Origin of the sequence: Lactiplantibacillus daoliensis, assembly GCF_005405005.1 — a bacterium.
Classification (GTDB): domain Bacteria; phylum Bacillota; class Bacilli; order Lactobacillales; family Lactobacillaceae; genus Lactiplantibacillus; species Lactiplantibacillus daoliensis.
The window spans coordinates 17,109-40,503 of record NZ_BJDH01000012.1; the positions used below are offsets into that span (position 1 = coordinate 17,109).

General features: G+C 43.9%; 21 protein-coding genes. 17 read left to right on the forward strand and 4 right to left on the reverse strand.

Features of this window, described 5'->3' with window-relative positions; all coding sequences use genetic code 11:
* Positions 1-174 precede the first annotated feature (174 nt).
* The 8 genes from FFM64_RS11620 to FFM64_RS11655 all read left to right on the forward strand — a co-directional run bounded on the left by FFM64_RS11620 (position 175) and on the right by FFM64_RS11655 (position 8,666).
* Complete coding sequence (locus tag FFM64_RS11620; protein ID WP_137608200.1) at positions 175-1,020, forward strand: sulfite exporter TauE/SafE family protein; 846 nt, start codon at positions 175-177, stop codon at positions 1,018-1,020.
* Positions 1,020-1,397, forward strand: coding sequence for a DUF1634 domain-containing protein (locus tag FFM64_RS11625; protein ID WP_137608201.1), 378 nt, complete (start codon positions 1,020-1,022; stop codon positions 1,395-1,397). The genes FFM64_RS11620 and FFM64_RS11625 overlap by 1 nt, the downstream gene beginning before the upstream one ends.
* A gap of 157 nt (positions 1,398-1,554) precedes the next feature.
* Positions 1,555-2,415: a Cof-type HAD-IIB family hydrolase gene (locus tag FFM64_RS11630; RefSeq protein WP_137608202.1), complete on the forward strand. Its 861-nt coding sequence runs from the start codon at positions 1,555-1,557 to the stop codon at positions 2,413-2,415.
* Positions 2,416-2,830: 415 nt separating this feature from the next.
* On the forward strand, positions 2,831-4,477 hold the full coding sequence (locus tag FFM64_RS11635) for a peptide ABC transporter substrate-binding protein (protein WP_137608203.1): 1,647 nt from the start codon (positions 2,831-2,833) through the stop codon (positions 4,475-4,477).
* Between the two features lie 155 nt (positions 4,478-4,632).
* Entirely contained in the window at positions 4,633-5,562 is a 930-nt protein-coding gene (gene opp3b, locus FFM64_RS11640; RefSeq protein WP_137608204.1) for an oligopeptide ABC transporter permease, read from the forward strand.
* A 3-nt stretch (positions 5,563-5,565) separates the two neighbouring features.
* Positions 5,566-6,600 carry an ABC transporter permease gene (locus FFM64_RS11645; RefSeq protein WP_137608205.1) on the forward strand — a complete coding sequence of 345 codons (1,035 nt, stop codon included), beginning with the start codon at positions 5,566-5,568 and terminating at the stop codon, positions 6,598-6,600.
* Between the two features lie 15 nt (positions 6,601-6,615).
* Positions 6,616-7,692 (forward strand): ABC transporter ATP-binding protein, encoded by a 1,077-nt coding sequence (locus tag FFM64_RS11650; protein WP_137608206.1) that lies wholly within the window; start codon positions 6,616-6,618, stop codon positions 7,690-7,692.
* Positions 7,693-7,697: 5 nt separating this feature from the next.
* A complete protein-coding gene (locus FFM64_RS11655; protein WP_137608207.1) occupies positions 7,698-8,666 on the forward strand; it encodes an ABC transporter ATP-binding protein in 969 nt (322 codons plus the stop codon).
* A 184-nt stretch (positions 8,667-8,850) separates the two neighbouring features.
* Here the strand turns inward: FFM64_RS11655 and FFM64_RS11660 are convergent, their stop codons facing one another.
* The 3 genes from FFM64_RS11660 to FFM64_RS11670 form a co-directional block, all read right to left on the reverse strand.
* Positions 8,851-9,528 (reverse strand): type 1 glutamine amidotransferase domain-containing protein, encoded by a 678-nt coding sequence (locus FFM64_RS11660; RefSeq protein ID WP_137608208.1) that lies wholly within the window; start codon positions 9,526-9,528, stop codon positions 8,851-8,853.
* 13 nt (positions 9,529-9,541) lie between these two features.
* A complete protein-coding gene (locus FFM64_RS11665) occupies positions 9,542-9,880 on the reverse strand; it encodes an ArsR/SmtB family transcription factor (protein WP_137608209.1) in 339 nt (112 codons plus the stop codon).
* A gap of 463 nt (positions 9,881-10,343) precedes the next feature.
* Positions 10,344-10,865, reverse strand: a complete 522-nt coding sequence (locus FFM64_RS11670; RefSeq protein WP_137608210.1) for a helix-turn-helix domain-containing protein — start codon at positions 10,863-10,865, stop codon at positions 10,344-10,346.
* Positions 10,866-11,180: 315 nt separating this feature from the next.
* On the opposite strand from FFM64_RS11670, the gene FFM64_RS11675 reads away from it, so the two are divergent.
* From FFM64_RS11675 to FFM64_RS11690, 4 genes are all read left to right on the forward strand, one after another.
* On the forward strand, positions 11,181-11,420 hold the full coding sequence (locus tag FFM64_RS11675; protein ID WP_137608211.1) for a hypothetical protein: 240 nt from the start codon (positions 11,181-11,183) through the stop codon (positions 11,418-11,420).
* A gap of 491 nt (positions 11,421-11,911) precedes the next feature.
* Complete coding sequence (locus FFM64_RS11680; RefSeq protein ID WP_137608212.1) at positions 11,912-14,155, forward strand: hypothetical protein; 2,244 nt, start codon at positions 11,912-11,914, stop codon at positions 14,153-14,155.
* 20 nt (positions 14,156-14,175) lie between these two features.
* Complete coding sequence (locus FFM64_RS11685; protein WP_171000399.1) at positions 14,176-14,751, forward strand: WxL domain-containing protein; 576 nt, start codon at positions 14,176-14,178, stop codon at positions 14,749-14,751.
* A complete protein-coding gene (locus FFM64_RS11690; RefSeq protein ID WP_137608214.1) occupies positions 14,744-15,778 on the forward strand; it encodes a WxLIP family cell surface protein in 1,035 nt (344 codons plus the stop codon). Before FFM64_RS11685 ends, FFM64_RS11690 begins: the two co-directional genes overlap by 8 nt.
* A 130-nt stretch (positions 15,779-15,908) precedes the next feature.
* On the opposite strand, the gene FFM64_RS11695 is transcribed toward FFM64_RS11690, so the two are convergent.
* The gene (locus tag FFM64_RS11695) at positions 15,909-18,140 is read right to left on the reverse strand and encodes an ATP-dependent Clp protease ATP-binding subunit (RefSeq protein ID WP_137608215.1); all 2,232 of its coding nucleotides are present in this window, start codon (positions 18,138-18,140) and stop codon (positions 15,909-15,911) included.
* A gap of 419 nt (positions 18,141-18,559) precedes the next feature.
* On the opposite strand from FFM64_RS11695, the gene FFM64_RS11700 reads away from it, so the two are divergent.
* The 5 genes from FFM64_RS11700 to FFM64_RS11720 all read left to right on the forward strand — a co-directional run bounded on the left by FFM64_RS11700 (position 18,560) and on the right by FFM64_RS11720 (position 23,395).
* Complete coding sequence (locus tag FFM64_RS11700) at positions 18,560-18,757, forward strand: hypothetical protein (protein WP_137608216.1); 198 nt, start codon at positions 18,560-18,562, stop codon at positions 18,755-18,757.
* Positions 18,758-18,907: 150 nt separating this feature from the next.
* Entirely contained in the window at positions 18,908-19,174 is a 267-nt protein-coding gene (locus tag FFM64_RS11705; protein WP_137608217.1) for a phosphocarrier protein HPr, read from the forward strand.
* On the forward strand, positions 19,174-20,904 hold the full coding sequence (ptsP, locus tag FFM64_RS11710; protein ID WP_137608218.1) for a phosphoenolpyruvate--protein phosphotransferase: 1,731 nt from the start codon (positions 19,174-19,176) through the stop codon (positions 20,902-20,904). The genes FFM64_RS11705 and ptsP overlap by 1 nt, the downstream gene beginning before the upstream one ends.
* A 281-nt stretch (positions 20,905-21,185) precedes the next feature.
* Positions 21,186-22,361 carry a glycosyltransferase family 4 protein gene (locus tag FFM64_RS11715; protein WP_137608219.1) on the forward strand — a complete coding sequence of 392 codons (1,176 nt, stop codon included), beginning with the start codon at positions 21,186-21,188 and terminating at the stop codon, positions 22,359-22,361.
* A gap of 11 nt (positions 22,362-22,372) precedes the next feature.
* A complete protein-coding gene (locus FFM64_RS11720) occupies positions 22,373-23,395 on the forward strand; it encodes a glycosyltransferase family 4 protein (RefSeq protein WP_137608220.1) in 1,023 nt (340 codons plus the stop codon).

A 23,395-nucleotide genomic window follows, 5' to 3' on the forward strand; every position in this document is an offset into this window, starting at 1 on the left:
TAATAGTGTTGGTTTCGGTTACACACTTTTAAACTGCTGACTATCTTATTTAGCCAATAAGTGGCTGATTGACTGACGTGGCTAGGATTACCACCGATTTTTTTAATGATTAGGAACTCCCCTGATAAAATGGTAAACTGACAAGTGAAATTTAAATGACGAAGGTGAGTTCTTGTGATTTATTCATTATTATTAATGCTCGGGGTCGGTGTTTTAGCCGGCGTTTTCGGGGCAATTCTCGGGATTGGCGGTGGGATGATTATTACGCCAGTCCTGACGCTTGCCATGGGATTGGACATTAAGTATGCCATTGGGGCTAGTATTATTGCGGTTATTGCAACGAGTTCGGGGTCGACAATCGCTTACTTAAAGGACGAAATGTTAAATTTGCGGGTGGCGATGTTCCTAGAAATTGCGACAACGGTTGGTGCGGTACTTGGAGCCATTTTAACTGGGCTGGTCCACGCCACGTTCCTGTACTTCTTATTCGGCGCCTTGTTAGTCTTTACCACCTATAATATGATTCGCAAATTGCTTGGCAAGGGGCAAGATGACCAAGCTGCGCATGCGGATGAATTGGCGACTAAGCTGAACCTGAACGGCACTTATTATGATAAGGCGTTGAAGAAACAGGTTGATTATCAAGTTCAGAATGTACCCGGCGGTTTTGTGATGATGTTTGGTGCTGGCTTGGCCAGTGGCTTACTTGGCATTGGGAGTGGGGCCTTCAAAGTGTTGGCCATGGATACGATTATGCACATGCCACTCAAGCCTTCTTCGGCCACTTCTAACTTGATGATGGGGGTAACCGCAGCGGCGAGTGCCATGGTTTACTTCTTCAATGGATCGATCAAAGCGGGAATTGCAGCACCGTTGGCGATTGGCATCTTAGTGGGCGCCTTAGTCGGAACCCGTATCATGCAACATTTGAAGCCCCGCTTAATTCGGATGCTCTTTGTCCCAATCATGCTTTACTTGGGCCTACAAATGATTGCTAAAGGATTCGGGGTGACCATCTAATGAGTGAAAAAGAGTCAAAAGCTAAAGAAATGCACCAAGTGGAATTAATCATCGGTCAGATTTTACGGATTGGGGTCATTGTTTCCGCAACGGTGATTGTGTTAGGCATCATCTTGATGCTCATTCAAGGCAGCGGCGGTTACCCGAATGGCATTCAACCTACGGGCTTTAAAGAAATTTTGAGTGGGGTACTCGCATTGCGGCCATTTGCCGTGATTATGTTAGGTCTCTTCCTATTGATTCTGACGCCAACACTACGAGTGGCTGTTTCCATCTATGCTTTTGCGGTTGAAAAGGACCACTTGTACGTCTGGATTACGACGGCTGTGTTAATTATCTTAATCATCGCGTCAGTTATCGGGTATTTTGGCGGTTAAAAATCAAATTTTAGATCAATTTTTAGTCGACAGGTTTGCTGTCACTGAAGATTGATCTTTTTTATTTAGAAACAAGGTCGTCGTAACTGTCCTTGGTGTTAAATTTTGAAAGCGCTATGATAGATCATAGATTAGTAACCTACATGGAGATGTCAAAATGAAAATTGCATTTGCCGATTTAGACGGCACATTATTGAATGATCAAAAACAAATTTCCAACACGACTGTCCGAGCGATTCGGCGCTGGCAACAAGCCGGTAATCAGTTCTTGATTGCTTCTGGACGTTACTATCGGGATGTTCAGGGCTTGTTAAACCAAGTTGACTTGAACTTGCCAATCATTGCCTTGAATGGGGCCGTCACACTTGACCGTGCCGGTGAGGTGATTGATGCTCAGCGTTTACAGGCCGATTCAGTTGTGCTTGAGCAGGTGCAGGCATTCTGCGAAGCACACCACTTAATCTATCTTGTCTATTGTACGGATGGGAGTTATGTCCGCCAGTATCCAGATTTAATTAATAACCTAGCCGAATTAGCGCTGGCGACAACTAAATCGATCTCAGACACAATTCATAAAATGCAATTTTATTTTGACCAGTTTTACGGCAAGTCTACGCCGGTCACGGTGCCGTTCGCGTTGGCACGACAACCCGCTGTGTTAAAATTTGAGATTTTTACGGGTGATCCGACAGCGTTGGACAGCTGTCGTGAGATAGTTGGAGATGCATTTGAAGTGAGCTACTCTTCACCACGTAACCTTGAACTAACAGCCAAGGGGGTCAATAAAGGCTTGGCGGTACAACATTATCTTGCTGGCGTAAAATCCGAAAGTGTCACCAGTTATGCTTTCGGTAACGGTCAAAATGACTTGAGCCTCTTCAAAGCAGTTGATCTCGGTGTGGCAGTGGCCAATGCGCCGGCAGCGATTCGAAAGGCCGCCGACAAAATAACGGTCACGAATAATTCTGCGGGTGTCGCGGCGGTACTTAACGCGATTTTAGATGATGCTGAAAAGTAGATACAGATCCGTGAACACAACACCATGTAAACAATTTAAATAATAAGAGAATACTGATAATTTATTAGTTGCGATGATACGATTGGCCTTTTTAGCTGTTTTAACTAATCAATTATTGCCCTAAATTGGTCAAAAACGAGCCCGAGAAAATTATTTATTAAGAAAGATAGTCGACGTAATTTTTTTGTGAATGATAGTTAGATAGTTAGCCAAACCTGTTGATATATAAACGTTTTTAATTAAATTGATTTGTGAAATGTGCGTTAACTTTAATGGTGAGCTCGCTTAATTATGACTAAATAATGATAAAAATTAGAATTTAGCATTGATTTTAATTTATTTATAATATACAATTACTTTAACTTTTCGAGGGAAAAGCACACACAAACTATTAAGTTAGAGGGGTTGGGGTTTTATGAATTTAAAGACAGCTGCTAAAGTAACTGCCGTTGCGGGGGCATCATTATTATTCCTCGCAGCCTGTGGTTCCAAGAGTAACTCATCGTCTGGCAAGCAAACTGCGACGATCACTGAATCGGCCGAATTGCCAACGATGGACTTATCTAAATCAACCGACGTTGTTAGTTCAAACATGTTGAACAATACCAACGAAGGGTTGTACCGGTTAGGCAAGAACAGTAAGATTACCCCTGGGATTGCCAAATCAACTACCATTTCCAAAGATGGTAAAACATATACGTTCACTTTACGGAAGAACGCAAAATGGAGCAATGGCGACAAAGTTACCGCTAAAGATTTCGTTTATGGTTGGCAACGAACCGTTAATCCTAAGACTGCGTCACAATACGCATACTTATATTCCGGTATCAAGAATGCTGACGCCATTACAAGTGGTAAAAAGTCAGTTTCTAGTTTAGGTATTAAAGCTGATGGCGACTACAAGTTGACTGTTAACTTGGAAAAGCCAATTCCTTACTTCAAGAAGTTGATGGGCTTTGTTAACTTCTTCCCACAAAACGAAAAAGCTGTTAAGAAATATGGTTCTAAGTATGGGACGACCAGTTCAGCAATGGTCTACAACGGTCCTTACGAAATGACTGGTTGGAAAGGGACTAACTTAAGCTGGTCTTTAAAGAAGAACAAGGACTACTGGGATGCTAAGAACGTCAAGATGAGCAGCATTAAGTTCCAAGTTGTTAAGGATGCTTCAACTGGCTTGAACTTGTTCAACTCAAACAAGGTTGACGATACCGTGCTTTCTGGGACCCAAGTTAAGAATTACAAGACTAACAAGAACTTCAAGTTACGTAAGACTGCTTCGATTTTCTACGTTGAATTTAACCAAAAAGACAAAGATTCCGGTCTTGCAAAAGCTTTCCAAAACAAGAAAGTTCGTCAAGCCTTATCAATGGCCATCAGCCGCAAACAATTCGTCAACGACGTGTTAGCAAACGGTTCAACGGCTGCTAAGGGCTACGTTTCATCCGAATTATCAAAGAACCCGTCAACGGGCAAAGATTTCGCGGATGATGCCTATGTTGCTAGTGGTGTTGAATATAACATGACTGAAGCCAAGAAGTTATTGAACGAAGGGTTGAAGGAATCTGGTCAAACCAGTTTGAAGATCAACTTACTTTCTGACGATACTGATGCTGCGAAGAAGTCTACTGAATATGTTCAAGGTCAATGGCAGAAACTTTCTTCCAAGGTTAAGGTAACCAACCAAAACGTGCCATTTAAGACCCGTCTCTTGCGGTCACAAAATGGGAACTTTGATACCGTTATCTCTGCTTGGAACGCTGACTTCACTGATCCAATCTCATTCTTGTCACTCTTCACGTCTGACAATTCATACAACAACGGTCGTTACAACAGCGCAGCCTATGACACTGCTATCAAGAATGCCAATGACAAAGACGCTAACAACGAAACCGCTCGTTGGAATGACTTGGTTACGGCTGAAAAGACTTTGATGGAAGATCAAGGGGTCGCACCAATCTATCAACAAGCCGAAGCTCACTTAACTCGGACGAGTTTGAAAGGTATCATTTACAACACGGCCGGTTCACAATACAACTACAAGTATATGTACGTTAAGTAAGGCAAAATCTGAAGTTATGAATGTGTGTGCTTTAACTGAACGAATGTGAAACGAAGGGGTAAGGATTGACACATTGTTAATCCTTACCGTTTTGTTTTATAATCAGAACTGTCATTATAATTTAAGGCTAATTTAATAGAATGCGAGGAATTCTAATGAGAAAGTATCTCTTAAAGCGGATATTTTACTTATTCCTGACATTATTCATTGTGGCGACTGCCACGTTCTTTTTGATGAAGTTAATGCCAGGGACACCGCTTCAAAATGAAGCCAAGTTGACTGCTAGCGAAAAAGCATCAATTTTAGCGCAGTACGGGTTGGATAAACCCGTCTGGCTCCAATATTTCATTTATATTGGGGGTATCTTCAAGGGTAGTTTGGGGCTATCTTTCCAATTCAGCGATCAAGCTGTTAGTTACTTGATTGGGAGTCGGATGGGCCCTTCAATGCAATTAGGTGGTCAAGCCATGGTTGTCGGGGTTATCTTTGGGATTATCCTCGGGGCCGTTGGGGCGATCCGGAAAGACACCTGGGCTGACCGTTTAGCGACGGTCTTGTCAATCTTAGGAATTGCGGTTCCTAGTTTCGTGTTAGCCATCTTGCTACAATATTACCTCGGTTTGAAATTGGGTTGGTTCCCAGTTGCCGGTTGGGAAGGCTTTGCTTACACCATCTTACCAACCTTGGCATTGGCTGCGAGTCCATTGGCCGAAACTGCCCGATTCATTCGGACTGACATGGTTGATGTCTTGAGTTCCGATTATATCGAATTGGCGAAAGCTAAAGGATTATCGAAATTCGGTATCGTTTATCATCATGCCTTGCGGAACAGTTTGATTCCAATGGTAACGTTGATCGGACCTTTAGCCGCGGCATTGATGACTGGGTCGATGGTTGTTGAAAACATCTTCTCTGTTCCTGGGATTGGGGAACAATTCGTTAAGTCGATTTTAGTGAATGACTACCCAACTATCATGGGTGTCACGATCTTCTACTCTGCTTTACTTTGCTTATTGTTATTGTTGACCGATATTGTCTACGGGATCATTGATCCGCGGATTCGCTTAAGTGGAAATGGGGACTAGTTAATGGTAGATAATCCAAATAATATTGAAATCAAACCCGGCGACTTCGAGCCATTAGACAAACAAGCCGGGCCAGACAACGAAAAAATCGCCGCACCTTCCTTAACTTTCGGGCAAGATGTTTGGCGGCGCCTGAAATCTAATAAGACGGCGTTTACCAGTTTTATCATTTTAATCTTGTTATTCTTGATGGCCTTTGGTGGTCAAGCAATTTATCACCAAAATCCGAATGATCAAGAGCCAAAGTATGCCAACTTGCCACCTAAGATTCCGGGTGTTGGGATTCACGGTTTGAACGGACACATCAACCAAGGTGGCACCGATGTTGATGCCTACAAGGCTGCTGGTGCTGGTTCAGACGTGCATTATACCTTAGGAACTGACTATTTAGGCCGGGATCTATTGGCACGGATTATGTATGGGACACGGGTCTCACTTGAAATTGCGTTAATTGCCACTCTGATTGATTTAACGATCGGAGTCGGGTTCGGGATCCTATCTGGTTGGATGGGTGGTCGAGTGGATATGTTCATGCAACGAATCATTGAAATCCTCTCGTCTATCCCATCATTGGTTGTCATGGTCTTGATGGCGACGGCCTTCCAGAAAACTGGGATGGCTTCAATCATTGCTGCTTTGGCGATCATCAACTGGACCACCATGGCCCGACTGACGCGGGCGCAAACGCTACAAATGAAGAATCAAGATTTTATTTTAGCGGCACGGACCTTGGGTGAATCTGCACCGAAGATTGCTTGGAAGCATTTGCTCCCTAACTTGTCTTCAGTCATCATTATCCAAACGATGTTCACGATTCCGAACGCAATCTTCTTTGAAGCGTTCTTGAGTTATATTGGGATTGGGATCAGTTCACCACAAGCGTCATTAGGGACTTTGATCTCTGATGGGCAAAAGAACTTCCAATTCCTCCCATATCAAATGTGGTACCCAGCCATTGTCTTGATTGTGTTAATGCTTGCCTTTAACCTGTTAGGTGATGGGATGCGGGACGCCTTTGATCCGAAGTCGAAACGATAGGGGTGTAGAAACAAAATGGAAAATCCTGAAAATATCATTGAAGTGCGGAATCTCCAAATTGATTTCCACACTTACGCAGGTGAAGTTAAAGCCATTCGTGATGTCAGTTTCGACTTGCGGAAGGGTGAAACCTTAGCCATTGTTGGTGAATCCGGTTCTGGTAAGTCAGTTACCACCCGGTCACTTATGGGGTTGTTAGCACCCAATGCCGTCATTAAAAGCGGTAGCATTATGTTCCATGATGAAGATATTATTAAAAAGTCTGAAAAAGACATGCAACATATTCGTGGTAAAGATATTGCCATGATTTTCCAAGATCCAATGACGTCATTGGATCCGACGATGCGGATTGGGCTACAAATTGCCGAACCGTTAATGAAGCATAAAGGGTTAAAGAAAAAGGAAGCCGTCGCACAAGCGCTAGAAATGTTGAAGTTGGTTGGGATTACTGATCCCGAAAACCGGATCAACGACTATCCTTATCAATTTTCAGGTGGGATGCGCCAACGGATCGTGATTGCGATTGCGTTGGTCTGCTACCCAGAAGTCCTGATTGCTGACGAACCAACCACCGCGTTGGATGTGACGATTCAAGCTCAGATTTTGGATTTGATGAAGGATTTGCAAAATCGGATCGATACTTCCATCATCTTTATCACCCATGACCTTGGCGTTGTGGCTGGGATGGCTGATCGGGTCGCGGTGATGTATGCCGGTAAGATTGTCGAATACGGAACGGTTGACGAAATCTTCTTCAATCCACAACATCCTTACACTTGGGGCTTGTTAAACTCGATGCCAACCTTGGATACGGAAGGTGGCTCATTGTCCGCAATTCCTGGGACGCCACCTGATTTACTTGACCCACCCGTTGGCGATGCTTTTGCGGCACGGAGTGATTACGCGATGAAGATTGATACGGAAAAAGAACCACCATTCTTCAAGGTTTCCGATACGCATTATGCGGCGACCTGGCTATTGCATCCAGATGCACCTAAAGTGACGCCCCCCGCAGAAATTGTCCGGCGTCAAAAGAAGTTCGCTACGATGCAAAAGCCAGAAGCACCGATCAAACATGAGACGAAGGAGTAATCAATATGCCTGATGAACGTAAAAAAATTCTAGAAGTCCATCATTTAAAGCAATATTTTAATGTTGGCAAAAAAGATGAAGTCCGGGCCGTTGATGACGTCTCCTTTGATATTTATGAAGGTGAAACGTTTGGGTTAGTTGGTGAATCCGGTTCTGGGAAGACTACGGCCGGTCGTTCAATTATCCATTTGTACGAACCTACTGATGGTCAGATCATTTTCAACGGTAAAGACGTGTCGAAGCTGCATACCAAGGCTGAAATGCACGAATTTCGGCGTGAAATCCAAATGATTTTCCAAGATCCGTATGCCTCATTGAACCCGCGGATGAAAGTTAAAGATATTGTCGCTGAAGGGATTGATATCCATAATCTCGCCAAGGATGATGCGGATCGAACGAAACGGGTTGAAGACTTACTGGAAACGGTCGGTTTGAACAAGGACCATTCGAGTCGTTATCCTCATGAATTCTCTGGTGGGCAACGTCAACGGATCGGGATTGCCCGGGCCTTGGCCGTAGAACCCAAATTCATCATCGCTGATGAACCAATCTCTGCGTTGGATGTGTCTATCCAAGCCCAAGTCGTGAACTTGATGAAGGAACTCCAAGAAAAGCAAGGTTTGACTTACTTATTCATCGCGCATGATTTGTCGATGGTTAAGTATATCAGTGACCGGATTGGGGTGATGCATTATGGGAAGATTCTGGAAATCGGCCCAGCGGATGAAGTTTACACGCATCCATTGCATGCCTACACCAAGAGCTTGATTTCAGCGGTCCCAGTACCGGACCCTGAATTCGAACGTAACCGTAAGCAAGTCGTTTATGACGCGTCACGTGAACATGATGACAAGCAACGGCGGATGGTCGAAATTGCGCCAGGACACTTTGTTCGGGCCAGTGAAGACGAAGTTGAAATGTATACGAAACGCGCGCAGGACGCTGGTCTTGTGACCGACTTTCCCCGTAACTAATTAAAAACACTGCTTGGCTAGGAATAGCTGAGCAGTGTTTTTGTTTCCGGTTTTTCGAGCGCATGTTATCAGTAACCACCAGAAGCGGCAGTGAGCGATTAGTTTTCACGACCTAATTGTTGACGTGCGGGTGCAGACCGGCAATTTTCAACTTTCAATCTTTAGTTCAGTAGCTATTTTGGGCTTAATTTAAGGCTTTAATTAACAAGTTGGCAACTGCTTTGGCAGAAAATGGGTTTTGACCCGTGATGAGCTGCCCGTCTTGAACGGCATATTCCGCGTACGCTCGGCGACGTTTAAAATTGGCACCATGTTTAGTTGCGACGGTTTGGTTTAAAAAGGGAACCACTTTGCGTTTGCCGGCCAAGACTTCTTCGGCCGTGGTGAAGCCGGTGACATTGCGACCAGAGATCAGGTATTGACCATCGGAATCTTTGACATTGAGTAGTCCAGCAATGCCGTGACAAACCGAAGTGGCATAACCGCCTTGGGCCAAAATTGACTGAGTAATGGTCTGTAACTCGGTATTATCTGGGAAATCCCACATGACGCCGTGTCCACCGGTATAGTAAATAGCAATATACTCGGTTGGATCGATGCTTGCCGGCGTTTGCGAATGAGTTAATGCCCGTTGCTGAAAATCATCCGAGTTATAACGGGCCATACTGGCCGCATCGGTGTATTTCATGCTGCGGGGATCAAGCGGGACGAAGCCGCCCTGGGGACTAACATAGTCCACTTGGTAACCGGCTTGATTAACGACGTCAATAAATTCCGTTGCTTCGCCAAGCCATAAACCAGTCGCATCGTTAGTGTCACCGTAATGTGTTGTATTCGTCAAGACAATTAATATTTTTTTCATTTTTCCACGCTTTCTATAATCGTTCATTAGTATCCATCACCGCTTGAACATGGGTCAATAGGGTTTCAAGTTGTTGAATTTGTTGCGATCGGTGTGTCAAGTAGTAATAGTTCTTAGTCCCGACGCGATGGTAGTCAATCAATCCAACTGCTTTTAACAGTTTGAAATGATGCGACACGGCCGGACGCGAGAGCGCGACGACATCCGTAAGTTCGTTAACGCGTAACCCGCGATGAATCACCTTTTTATCAAGTAATGCTAGAATAATCGCTTGGCGTTTAGGATCACCTAACGCGACCAAAAAATCACTGGAATGCTCGAATTCGTGTTTTAATTTGATTAGATCTGACATATAAATCATCCTTAATGGTTGATAATTTTAAACCATTAAACCATGATTTTGATAGGCTGTCAAATTTATACTATCAAGGATATGATACTTAATTATTCAATAATTAAGTATCAGAGTACATGTGTTGTTGTTCGAAATTTTGAACGATTATGATATTTTTACATGGATCAAATCCGCTGAACGTTGGGGGTGTTACTTGCAACTTTGCTTGTGAGTACGGATTGCCGTGGTGGAAATTGTTACAATTGACGTACTTAGTTGAGCACTCGGTAAGATAATAAGCATTAGACAACAGAACCTCACGTCATAACCGTAGCGGTTAGAACGTGAGGTTATTGCTTTAAATGTTTAATTAGTGCGTGGCCAATCTTTTGGGCGGAGCCGTTAACAGTCATTAGCGAGCCACATTTCACTAAAAAAGTTAGTCCAATTTCTAAGCTATTTTCGATGATTGTGGCTTTTTTTAGTGATTATAGGACGACATTCCAGCTAGGAAGCCTTGGATAATGTCGTAGAGGTCTGGTACCGCCAGCGAGCTTAACCAAATGATTCCCCAGAGTGTTGCCCATTTGTTAAAGGCTTGATTGAAAGTATGCCAGTTAATACTGCAGATTAGCCCAAGAAAGCCAATTAAGGTAATGGAAATCAGCCAATTTTCGGCAGTATTCATTGAAATATGGGTTTGAGCAAGCGTAATAATCCCAACAATCCCAATGACAAGGCTCATTAACAGGATTTTGGATACGGGATTAATGGTTGGGCCTTTTTCTAAGTGCGTCAGCAAGTTACTATCACCTTTGATTAACTCGTCTAAGGTCAGTCCAAATAGATCACTAATGGCAACGACATTGGCAAAGCTGGGTAAGGCTGTGCTGTTCTCCCACTTGGAGATTGATTGTCGTGATAGATGTAATTCTGCGGCTAACTGTGCTTGTGATAAATGGCGTGCCAGCCGTTGTTGTCGTAATTGTTGTCCTAAATCCATGGTGCATCCCCTCCAATAATTTTAGTGTATCAGGGTGGGCCTGGATGTAAAGCACATCGGGGGAACTTATTGGTTGCGGCCTTGGTATCATTGGATCTTAGCTGGTCGTTTCTCGTCCATTTGACCGTAAATTAATGATGGCTCATTGACGGTGACGTGTGTTCAGTCCGGTTCTTTCCAGTAATGTGAAATTGACTCCAGGCATAACCGCAACTTTGATTGGTTGAAAATGTTATTGAAACTATAAGCGTATTCGTTGAGACACCCGCGAATACCCGATATAATTAAGACCAATCAAACGAGGGAGGGTGGCAAATGAAAAAGATAATGATACCGTTAACTATTTTAGGATTAGCAGTGAGTGGCTATTGGCTGTGGCGCAGGCGGAAAAGTTTGAGAAATCAGACTGTAGAAAGTCATCGTCCGCCCGTTAATGAAAAAGTTGATACAAATGTCGCCGATCACGCTAATGAGGATTTGCAAGGCAGTTTATTAGCAGATCGCGATGAGGTCAAAGATTGGGTGATTGCGGTGAAGTGCAATGTCAACAAATGATGGCGAGATTACTTTTGACCAATCTTCAACCGGTTATCCGGTAAAAGGACTATGTTAACTTGTTGTGGTGCAAGTTGATATAGTCCTTTTGGATTAATCATTTAAACATTAGTAAGACTGATTTAAATAATAGAAAATGCATAATTAACTAGTGTTAATCAAGATGCCTGTTTGACAAGGAGTGCCTTTAAATAAATGTTAAAGAGTAGCTTGATGGTCAAATTCGGACAATGGTTAAACCGATTAACCAGACATGCCGTTATTTTTATATCAGTTCAAAAATATAACTATTGTTGTTTATATTTATAAGTATTTGATTAATATGCTTGTTCATTTGGATTGACTATATGTATAATTGGGGACATTCGACGGTGTCGAATAACAACTAGGAAACACGTGGGGGCGATGATTTAACCAATTTGTGGTTAGCAATCAAGCATATGAAACGAAAAATAATAATAACTTTTTTAATAGGACTCGGTTTAGGCGGCTTGCTTGGGAAAACTGTTTACGCGGAGGATTTACCGTTTCCAGATTCGTCAGTTGGTCACTATGTTTTTGGTGTGGGTTCCTACTACAATGCCTTTGCCGCCGGAAAGCTAACGATCAACAGTAGTCCCATTGCGACGCTAGAAGGACGTTACGCTGGTCGTCAAATCGTCAGTGCCATGACTGGCGCGGACAATGACGGCCGAGTTTGGAACAAATTGTCGCAGTTTTCACCAGTCTATGTTGCCAATGAAGTGCCTTATCAGAGTAATGACACCGATTTGAAAACGACCGGTCAAAACTTATTTGACGTTTTTAATCACCAAGATAAATTACCGGACACTGACAAAATTGTTATTAATAATTTACACGATCAGGCTAAAAACACTTGGACTGCGGCTGAAAAACGTCAGAATGCGGTCCTAATTAAGCATCTTAGCGACGAAAATGTCGGGGATGTGGGTTATTTCAAAGATAATACTGCGTCATTAAAAGCGGCTTATCAGCAAGAAACTGGCAAGACAGTCACTTTAGACCCCAATAAAGTCGATGCGACGGCTTATTTTGATGCGGCTGCGGATCAGATTCAGCGAATTTCGGATTATTACGCGAGTTTTAATGCCAAGCAAGCGACACTTGCGAATGGTGGTGTCGATGCGGTTACCGTTCAGAAGGATTTAACCGGTGATCGACCAGAAGTGACGATTAAGCTTAGTGATGGTTATGCAGACGCTTTTAAGGCCACGCCGCCCATGGTTTTCCTGAATTTATCGGGCTTACCACATGACGTTACGATTCATATTGAGAATATGACGACGAATGTGGTTAACACGGCTGCAACGAGTGACTCATCCTATGCGACTTACCAGTATGCACCATACATCTTTGTCAATTGGACCGGGGTCAAGAATACGATGCCGTTTTCCTGGGGCAGTGCGTATAAGTTCTCTGTGACGGATACGACGGGTAAAACGATTACCAATGATAAAAACGACGATGTGACGAACTCGGATGGGTCCAAAGCGACTGTCAACCAAATGCTTTCAAGTCATATCTTGAATAACTTTCCAAAGGCAAACACCTCTGCAGGTAGTTATTTGTCGGCGGATGCCGGGAGTGGGAGTGATTTGTTTACCGGGAGTATCATGGCGCCATCTGCGAGCATCGAAGTCGCTAATGTTGGCGCCACGCAATTCTTCTACGGGAGTGTTATTTCTGGGAAAGATGTGCTGATTGAAAACAATATGCTGCCGGCGCGGGTTATTGCTAGTAGCTTCGATGTCGAGCATATTTCGAGTGACAATATTAGTGAACTGGACCCCAGCAAGCCGCAGATCCCGGAATTGTCAAAAGTGACCTTGAGTCAAGGTAAGCCAGCGACCAATTTAAAAACTGCCAGTGGCGAAGCGACGACTGATTATACTGGGAAGCATACGGATGGCGAGATTCACCTATCGGCGTGGGTGACGCCTCGTAAGACCGCTTATCAGCTGTTTTACCAGTTGAATGATGGGACGTGGCAGCAACTGTCTAATTCGGCTATCAACGCGAGTGAAAGTAGTAACGACCTGGATCTGGGACCGTTGACCGCGTTAAAGAATGCCAATACGCAAAAATTAGTGACAACCGGTAAAACGGTGACGCAGGCGGCAAATTACGATCCGACACGAAGTTCGGCCACAAACCAGACAATTTCGACGGAGCTGGCACGCCAAAATCAGTTGAAGCTGGTCGTGATGCCCATGACCTCGGATCGAGGGACTGCCATCACGACTCAGAATGTGGCGGATTATTTGGCGACTTATCCCGCGACGACGATCAAGACGACTGAAGCTGGTACGGCTGCAGCAACGTTACCAGCGGTGTTTGATTTTGAAGCGGTAGCTGGAGAACGATTAATGACAGCGAGTCCGACCGTTGCGTTGACAAATGATTGGCAAGTGCCAATTAGTTTAAGCTTAGGCACGGGCGCGGCCTTAACGGCACCGTTGAGTGACGGGTCCCAGCCGTTGTCAAGTGACGATTGGATTCGATATACAACAACGGTCGACAAGGTTACAACAACGCGTCATTTGAGTGCAACTGCCGCAACGCTATTACCAGCAACCAGTCCACCTACATTAACTAAACAGTTGGCGTTTACGATGATGGTTGATCCGTCGGTGTATCCAGCGGATGTTAGCGCGGGACAACGCTATTTTGTGCCATTTAGATGGCAATTAAATTACGGCTTAACAGCCAGTTAAAAATTTTGGAGGAAATAATGATGAGAATTAAAACTTTATCTTTAGGTCTCGCAACCGTTGCGAGTGTTAGTTTATTGATGTTACCAGCACAAGCAGCAGATACCAATGCCTTAACTGGCAATTCGGTTGGTGAATTTGAAGTCGCCCAGGGGACGTTAACCTTGGATGCTGTACCAACTTTTGCTTTTGAAGGGACGACAGTCAAGACTTTAGTGACGTCAGGAGCCGATTTAGCTTATCAGAACGACGCTATTAAAAATGGCTCAACGACAGGGACCAAATTAACGGTCAGCGATTATCGTGGGTCAGATCAACCAGCGTGGAATCTAAATGCCAAAATGAGTCCTTTTACTAACAAAACTTCGACGATTACAGGAACCTTAGCTTACGCTACTGATAATAAAGCTGCTGGTGCCGTGACTGGTGATAACAGTTCTATTTGGAATGACACCGACGCAGGCACGGCTGGGGTTGGTACAGCAACTGCGGGCACGACGACCAGTACCAAGTTAACCTTGCCAAAAACGTCGAGTGTTTCGACGGGGACATATGATGCCGATTTGACTTGGACATTGAGTGCAACGGCCAGTGACTAGGCGCAGACTTTGGTGGTTGATCTTACTGAGTGTTGTCGGTTTGTTTGTCAGTTTACGGCCGGTAATTAGCCAGGCGACGACAGGTAATGGGGCTGGCTTTACGATTCAAATGGTGCCCAATCCTCGTCAGACAACGGGCGTTACGAATTATTTTGATTTAACCGTTAAACCAGGCCAGACGGGCACGCTCCAAATGCGGGTCATTAATTTGACTAAGGAAAACTTACATCTTCAGTTGGCTAGCAATACTGGTTATACGACGTGTAATGGTAACGAAGCGTATGATTTAGCAAAATTGGGCACTAGAAGCACGGCCCAGTACCACTTGAATGAATTGCTCAAGACGCCTGCCAAACTGACGTTAGCGCCCACTGCCACTAAATTAGTGACCGTGCCGTACCAAATTCCGGAAACGGGTTTTGATGGTGTTTTAGAAGGGGCTTTTTACTTTCTTAACTTATCGAGTGGGGTGAGTCAGTCAACTAATCAGAGAGGCTTTTACTTGCACAACCGCTATGCGGTCGCGTTGGGACTCGTCCTTCGCCAAAATACGACGCCAGTGGTGAAACCCAAGCTGGTGCTCAAAAAGATTGGCACTGGGATTGAACAGCGAAAAAAGTTTAGTCCAGCCATTAGTGTGAAGCTTGCTAACGTGGCGCCGCAATTACTCAAAAAGTTAACAATTGATGGCCGAATTTATGATCAGAATAGTCGTTTGAAATATCGAACCAAACGGACTGGTTTAGGCATGGCACCAGCTTCAAACTTTGACTATTTGATTAATACCGGAAATAAGCGTTTATCAGCTGGTAAGTACCGGTTACGGCTAGTTGCTACCGCCGGCAAAAAGCGATGGGTCTTTAACCGTCAATTTACGATTACTAAGGCAGCCGCAGATCAGGCTAATGCCGAGACACCACGCGATTGGCGTTGGCTCTGGTGGTCGCTGTTGATTGTGCTGGTCTTATTAGTGCTTTGGTTAGCTTATCGATTTGGTAAATATCAAGCGGAAAAGAAGTCAGCATAAATAGCTAGTTTAAATACTAATAAACGAAAAAAGTGGTTCTTGCAGATTACAACGCAAGAACCACTTTTTATGTCGATACTCAGGCAAAAAAAACTCGCAAGCCAATAGTGACTTACAAGTTTTGACCTGATTATTCAGTTGCTTTTGGTTCTTCCGCAGCTAAGACGATTTTACCGTCTTCAACTTTGGCAACCATATTCTTGACATCGCCGTGGTCCAAGTAGAAGTCCGCGATTCGATCTTCAATCTGTTCCTGAATAACACGCCGTAATGGACGTGCACCCATTTCAGGATTGTAACCAAGGTCAACGAGCTTTGCTTCGACTGGTTCGGTGACATGAACATGTAAGTCTTGGTTGGCTAACATGCCGTTGACATCGTCAATCATCAAGCCAACGATCTTCATCAAGTTTTCTTTCGACAAAGCATTGAATTGAATGATGTCATCGAAACGGTTCAGAAATTCGGGCTTGAAGTAGTTACCCAATTGACTCGTAATGTCATGGGTCTTACCCTCAGCGGCAGCGCCGAAACCAACGTTTGCTTCGGAATCACCAGTCCCAGCATTAGAAGTCATGATAATGATCGTATCCTTGAAGCTGACCGTCCGACCTTGTGAATCGGTTAAACGACCATCGTCTAAGATTTGTAAGAACATATGCATGACATCAGGGTGGGCCTTTTCGATTTCATCCAACAGAATCAAGCTGTACGGATGACGCCGAACTTGCTCGGTCAACTGACCGGCTTCTTCATAACCAACATAGCCAGGCGGTGACCCAATCAATTTAGCCACTGAATGTGGCTCCATGTACTCACTCATGTCAAAGCGAATCATGGCATCCTCGGAACCAAAGAGTTCCTTAGCCAATTGTTTAGCTAGTTCAGTTTTACCAACCCCAGTAGGGCCGACGAACATGAATGAACCGATTGGTCGACCAGTACCGTTCAACCCAATACGGTTACGACGGATGGCCCGCGAAACAGCTTCAACGGCCTTATCTTGACCAATAACGTTGCCTTCAAGATCACTAGCCAAGGTCTTCATCTGTGCTTGTTCCTTAGCTTGTAACTCGCCAACTGGAATGTCGGTCTTTTCTTCGACGATTTGTTGCATATCCTCGACAGTGACAGTGGCGGTGTCTTCTGCAGACTTAGCACTGTTTTCGTCGGGTTTAGCTTTTTCGAGTTTGGCAACTTGATCACGGTAATAAGCCGCTTTCTCGTAGTCTTCCTTCTTTAAAGCGTCTTGTTTTTGCGCTTCAGCACCATCAATTTTTTCTTGAATCGTCTTAGGATCAACGGTCTTCAAGGTTAAGTTCTTACGTGATCCGGCTTCATCTAGTAGGTCAATCGCCTTATCAGGTAAGAAACGGTCTTGAATGTAACGGTTGGATAACTTAACTGCCGCGACAATCGCGTCCGCATTGTATTTAACGTGATGGTAATCTTCGTACTTCTTTTGAATCCCTTGTAAAATCTTGATGGATTCTTCAACGCTCGGTTCGTCAACCGTGACTGGTTGGAAACGACGGGCGAGGGCTGCATCTTTTTCAATGTCACGATATTCGTTTAACGTAGTGGCCCCAACTAATTGGAAGTCCCCCCGTGCTAAAGCGGGCTTCAAGACATTCCCGGCATCCATGCCACCTTCGGCATTGCCGGCACCCATAATTTCATGGATTTCGTCAATGAAGAGCACGATGTTCGGGTTCGATTGAACTTCCTTCATTAGTTGCTGCATCCGTTGTTCAAATTGACCCCGAATCCCGGTGCCTTGAACAAGAGAAGCCACATCCAAACGAATGATTTCTTTATTTAATAGTTTTTGGGGAACTTGACCAGAAACAATCTTCTGGGCTAAGCCTTCGACGACCGCCGTTTTACCAACCCCAGCTTCACCAATTAAGACCGGGTTGTTCTTAGTCCGCCGGTTCAAAATTTCGATGACGCGGTTGATTTCGTTGTCACGGCCGATCACTGGGTCGATTTTTCCCTGCTTAGCTTGATCAGTTAAGTTGTAGCCATATTGCCCAAGCAGACCGCCACCGTTTTGCCCACGCCGGTTGCCCCCGTTATTGGGACCAGCAGGCTGGGTTGGTGGGGTTTGTTGCTGTTGCCGATAGCCGTCGCCAGAATTGACGTCGCCGCCTTGCATAGCGCGGAAGATATCGTCAAGACCGCCAAAACCAAATGGATCTTGTGCCATATCAGTACCTCCAACTCCATTATTTGGTTGCTGTTCCTGATTTTTGAGCAGTTGATAGCAATTTTGGCAAAGATTAATTTGCCGCCGCTGACCGTTGACGTTCGTATATAAATGAATCGTCGCTTCGTTCTTATGGCAATTGTCACAAAGCATATTGCTGTCACACACCTTTCCTATCAGAAATATCACTAAATCGATGATCGATGCTAGTGAAAGGGCCAAAAGTCCTTTGACCTTTGTTGACCTTTGACTATTAGTATAGCGATTTTTTTAGGTCACGCAAGTTTTAAGTCTCAACGTCAAAACTGGATATTGATTCTTTAGCTGACCGGGTTTAAATCTCGTTTATCAACAATTTAATTATTTCTGAAGCATTTTGCCAGCTCGATTAATTTGCTTGTCAATTAAGATGAACAGTTGTATATTTAACACCTAATCGGAACAAGCCAGTCAATGAACCGTCTGACACTATTATAGTCTAAAAGTTGATTTTCGCACGGAAGTCGTCTGACCTGTTCTGATGTTAGTTGATGACAGGACTTAATTGATCTGATTATAAGGGGGTAAAGACTGTGGCAACGGATTTCCATCAGTTAATGGAAGACTTACGCACTGGTAAGCAAGCAAGCTTTAGTGTCGAGCCGAAAGACTTTATGAGCTTTCACGCCGCCTATATGAGCTACGAATACCGAAAAAGAATCATTGGTATGGCTGACTTAGACGGGCACGTCGTTTACCATTTTGATAAGGATGGTAAGGCTACCAATTAATCGCAATTTGATGAATGAAAGGGCTTGTATTTCAATTGGATAATTGCTATCATCAATACTAAGGGCTCTAGAGCAAACGTGTTGGCGGCAACTCGGCTTGACTCGGGACCAACTTTAAAATTTTACATCTTCGAAGGAGATCGAATAGTTATGGAAAAGAAAGATTTTCACGTAATCGCAGACACAGGTATCCATGCACGTCCCGCTACTTTATTGGTACAATCAGCAAGTAAGTTCAACTCAGAAATTACGTTGCAATACCAAGACAAGTCAGTAAACTTGAAGTCCATCATGGGTGTTATGTCACTCGGTGTTGGTAAAGATGCAGACGTTACTATTTCAGCTGAAGGCGCTGACGAAGCAGATGCTGTCGCAGCTTTAGCTGATACTATGAAGAAAGAAGGCTTATCTGAATAATGGCTGAAAAGGTACTCAAGGGAATCGCGGCCAGTGATGGTATTGCGATTGCTAAGGCCTATATGCTAGTTGATCCAGATTTGTCATTCGAAAAGACGACGGTTTCAGATATTGATGCCGAAATCAAGAAGTTACATGACGCTTTTGATGCTTCTAAGGCTGAATTGCAAGTTATCAAAGAAAAAGCAACTCAAAGCTTAGGTGCCGAAGAAGCGGAAGTTTTTGAAGCTCATATCACTATTTTATCTGACCCCGAAATGTTAGGACAAATTGAAGGCAAGATTAAGGATGATAAAGTCAATGCTGAAGAAGCTTTGAAGGAAGTTACTGATACTTTCATCTCAATGTTCGAAGCAATGACGGATAATGCATATATGCAAGAACGTGCAGGCGATATTCGCGATGTGACGAAGCGTGTTATGAGCCACTTGTTAGGGGTTACCTTACCAAGTCCCGCATTAATCGATTCCGAAGTTATCGTGGTCGCTCATGATTTGACACCTAGTGACACGGCTCAATTGGACCGTAAGTTCGTTAAAGGTTTCATCACCGATATCGGTGGACGGACAAGTCACTCAGCAATCATGTCACGGACGCTTGAAATTCCAGCTGTTGTTGGCTCTGAAACAGCAACAACTGACATTAAAGCCGGTACGACGGTTATTCTTGATGGGATTAATGGTGAAGCGTTAGTTGCACCTACTGATGCTGAAATCAGTGACTATCAACAAAAAGCCAAGGATTTTGCTGCTCAAAAGGCCGAATGGGACAAGCTCAAGAACGAAGCCACCGTTTCTAAAGACGGTAAGCACTTCGAATTGGCTTCAAACATTGGGACACCTGACGACATGGATGGCGTTTTAGACGCTGGTTCAGAAGCCGTTGGGTTGTTCCGGTCAGAATTCTTGTATATGAATAGCGCCGAATTACCTGATGAAGACACCCAATTCGAAGCCTATAAAAAGGTTGTCGAAGGGATGCAGGGTAAGCCAGTGATCGTCCGGACCATGGATATTGGTGGGGACAAGCATTTACCATACTTGCCACTTCCCGATGAAATGAACCCATTCTTGGGATATCGTGCCATTCGGATCTCACTTGATCGTGATGATATTTTCCGGACCCAATTACGGGCGTTACTCCGGGCATCGCATTATGGTCAATTACGGATTATGTTCCCAATGATTGCTACCTTGGATGAATTCCGCCAAGCTAAGGCCATCTTCGAAGAAGAAAAGGCCAAATTAGTTAAAGCGGGCACCCCAGTTGCGGATGATATCAAGCTAGGTATTATGATTGAAATCCCAGCCGCTGCCATCTTAGCTGATCAATTTGCTAAGGAAGTTGATTTCTTTAGTATTGGGACCAACGACTTGATTCAATATTCGTTTGCTGCTGATCGTGGTAACGAACGTGTTTCATACTTGTATCAACCATACAACCCATCGTTGTTGCGTTTGATCAAGCATGTTATCGACGCTGCTCACGCAAATGGCCGCATTGCGGGCATGTGTGGTGAGGTTGCCGGTGATCAAGTTGCCGTGCCATTATTGATGGGCCTAGGCCTAGATGAATTCTCAATGAGCTCAACTTCAGTATTGAAGACCCGTTCATTGATGAAGACCATCGACACTAAGGAAATGGCTAAGTTAGCAGACAAAGCCCTTAACGAATGTGTCACTAATGAAGAAGTTAAAGAATTAGTTGAAAAGAACGTTTTCGGTAAGTAAACGTCTTTATCAAAGAGGTGGGTCTTCAGTGATCTGCCTCTTTTTTTACATAAAATTGCCATGAGAAACGGCCAAAGTTTGAACTATGTCAGATGTTGTCACAGGGAACTCTTAATTTATCTTAAGATTATTTGCAACTCCGATACCGAACCAATATAATTGTTATAATTAATTATTGAGACTGGATGAACTGCGCTCAATCAGGTGGACTTAAGGACTGATTGAAGCAACGAGCGCTAACAGTGTGTCAGTTAGTGGTCGGAAATAAAGGGAGAATCTACGTGAATATCGGGATATTTACAGATACGTACTATCCACAAGTGAGTGGGGTAGCAACGTCAATCAAAGTGTTGCGTAATCAACTCGAACGGGCTGGCCATCAAGTGTATATCTTTACGACCACTGATCCGCACGTTGATAAGAATATTTATGAACGGAATATTTTTCGGTTCACGAGTATTCCTTTCGTGTCATTTACTGATCGTCGAATTGCGGTGCGTGGCTTATTTAAAGCTTATCAGGTCGCTAAAGATCTGGGCTTAGATATTGTGCATACTCAAACGGAATTCTCGATGGGCATGATTGGTAAGTTCGTGGCCAAGCAACTCAAAATTCCATGTATTCACACTTATCACACCATGTACGAAGATTATCTGCACTACATTGCAAATGGCAAATTGTTGAAGCCTTATCATGTTAAAGAAGCCACGCGGGCCTACTGTTACCATCTGAATGGCGTCGTGGCGCCAAGTCATCGGGTTTCTAATACGCTTAAAGGCTATGGGGTGAAAGCACCGGTTCGAATTATTCCCACCGGGATTGACATTAATCAGTATGAGCAGACTCCGGATGGTGACTATCGTGAAAAATTAGGTTATGCGCCTGAGACGCCGGTTTTGCTCTCGTTGAGCCGCTTGGCCTATGAAAAAAACATTCATGAAGTGATTGCGGCTTTGCCAAAGGTAATTGAACAGGTTCCAACCGTGCAACTTTGTATCGTCGGTGATGGGCCGGCCAGAGAAACGTTGGAAAACCAAGTGAAAGATGCCGGGCTGAGCGAACACGTTCAGTTTACTGGCGAAATTGATAACGATGAAGTGTACAATTATTATCAAATGGCCGATCTATTTGTTTCTGCGTCCAATTCAGAGTCACAAGGGTTGACGTATATTGAAGCCATGGCAGCGGGATTAAAGACGGTCGTAGCTTCAAGTCCTTACACAGATCAGCTTTTAGATGATCCTTCGTTAGGGACGACTTTTAGTAGTGAACGGACCTTGGTACAGGATGTTATCCGTTATTTGCAGCATCCACATGCCTTTGATGATCCGAAGCCACGGCAGAAGAAACTGTATCAAATTTCAGCTGAATATTTTGGTAAACAGGTCATCAATTATTATCAAGATGTCCAGTTGGCCTACTCGGAAACGAATAAGTCTGCGAATATCAGCGATTAAGGGGACGAAATATGTTAAACATCACCATGTTTTCGAAGGCTGACTCTGTCAAGGGTCAAGGAGTTGGTAGTGCGTATTTGGAATTAATGCGGCTATTACAAACACATTGGCAGGATGAGTTCAACATCAAGATCAACCGTTATGGGCGTTCCGCGATTTCCCATTATCATACGGTGAATCCAATGTTTTACCTGTCGACATTTATGCCAAATCGGGGTCGAAAGATTGGTTATGTCCATTTTTTGCCGGAAACACTGGAAGGTAGTTTGAAGTTACCTAAGCCATTCCAAGCGATTTTTAATCGTTATCTGATTTCCTTTTACAAGCGGATGGATCATATCGTGGTAGTCAATCCGACCTTTATTCCTAAGCTAGAAGCTTATAATATCAGTCGTGCGGACGTGACTTATATTCCGAACTTTGTTAGCAAACGTGAATTTTATGAAATGACTAAAAAGAAACAGTTACAATTGCGACAAAAATATGGCTACGATCAGGACAAGTTTATGATTCTTGGGACTGGTCAGATTCAAGATCGGAAAGGTGTGCCAGATTTTATCGAACTTGCTCGCCGTAACCCAGATATTCAATTTGTCTGGGCAGGTGGGTTCTCATTCGGTCGGATTACGGACGGGTATCAAGAATTAAAACAAGTTGTTGATAATCCACCGGCAAACCTATCTTTCCCTGGAATTGTTGATCGTGAAAAGTTAGTTGATTACTATAATATGGCGGATTTATTCTTGCTGCCCTCGTATAATGAGCTCTTTCCAATGTCTGTGCTGGAAGCCTTCAGTTGTGGGACGCCGGTTTTGCTGCGAGATTTGGACTTGTATCGGGCAATTATTGATGGTTATTACCAAGCTGCAAGTGACGTTGATGATATGCAGAAGCAGATTGATCATTTACGCGATAATCCAGCGGGAATGCAATTCTTGCATGATAAGGCAGTCTTGGCGTCAAAAGATTATTCAGAAGAACGGTTGGCACGAATCTGGCATGACTTTTATCTACAACAAGCAAAAGAGGGGTAG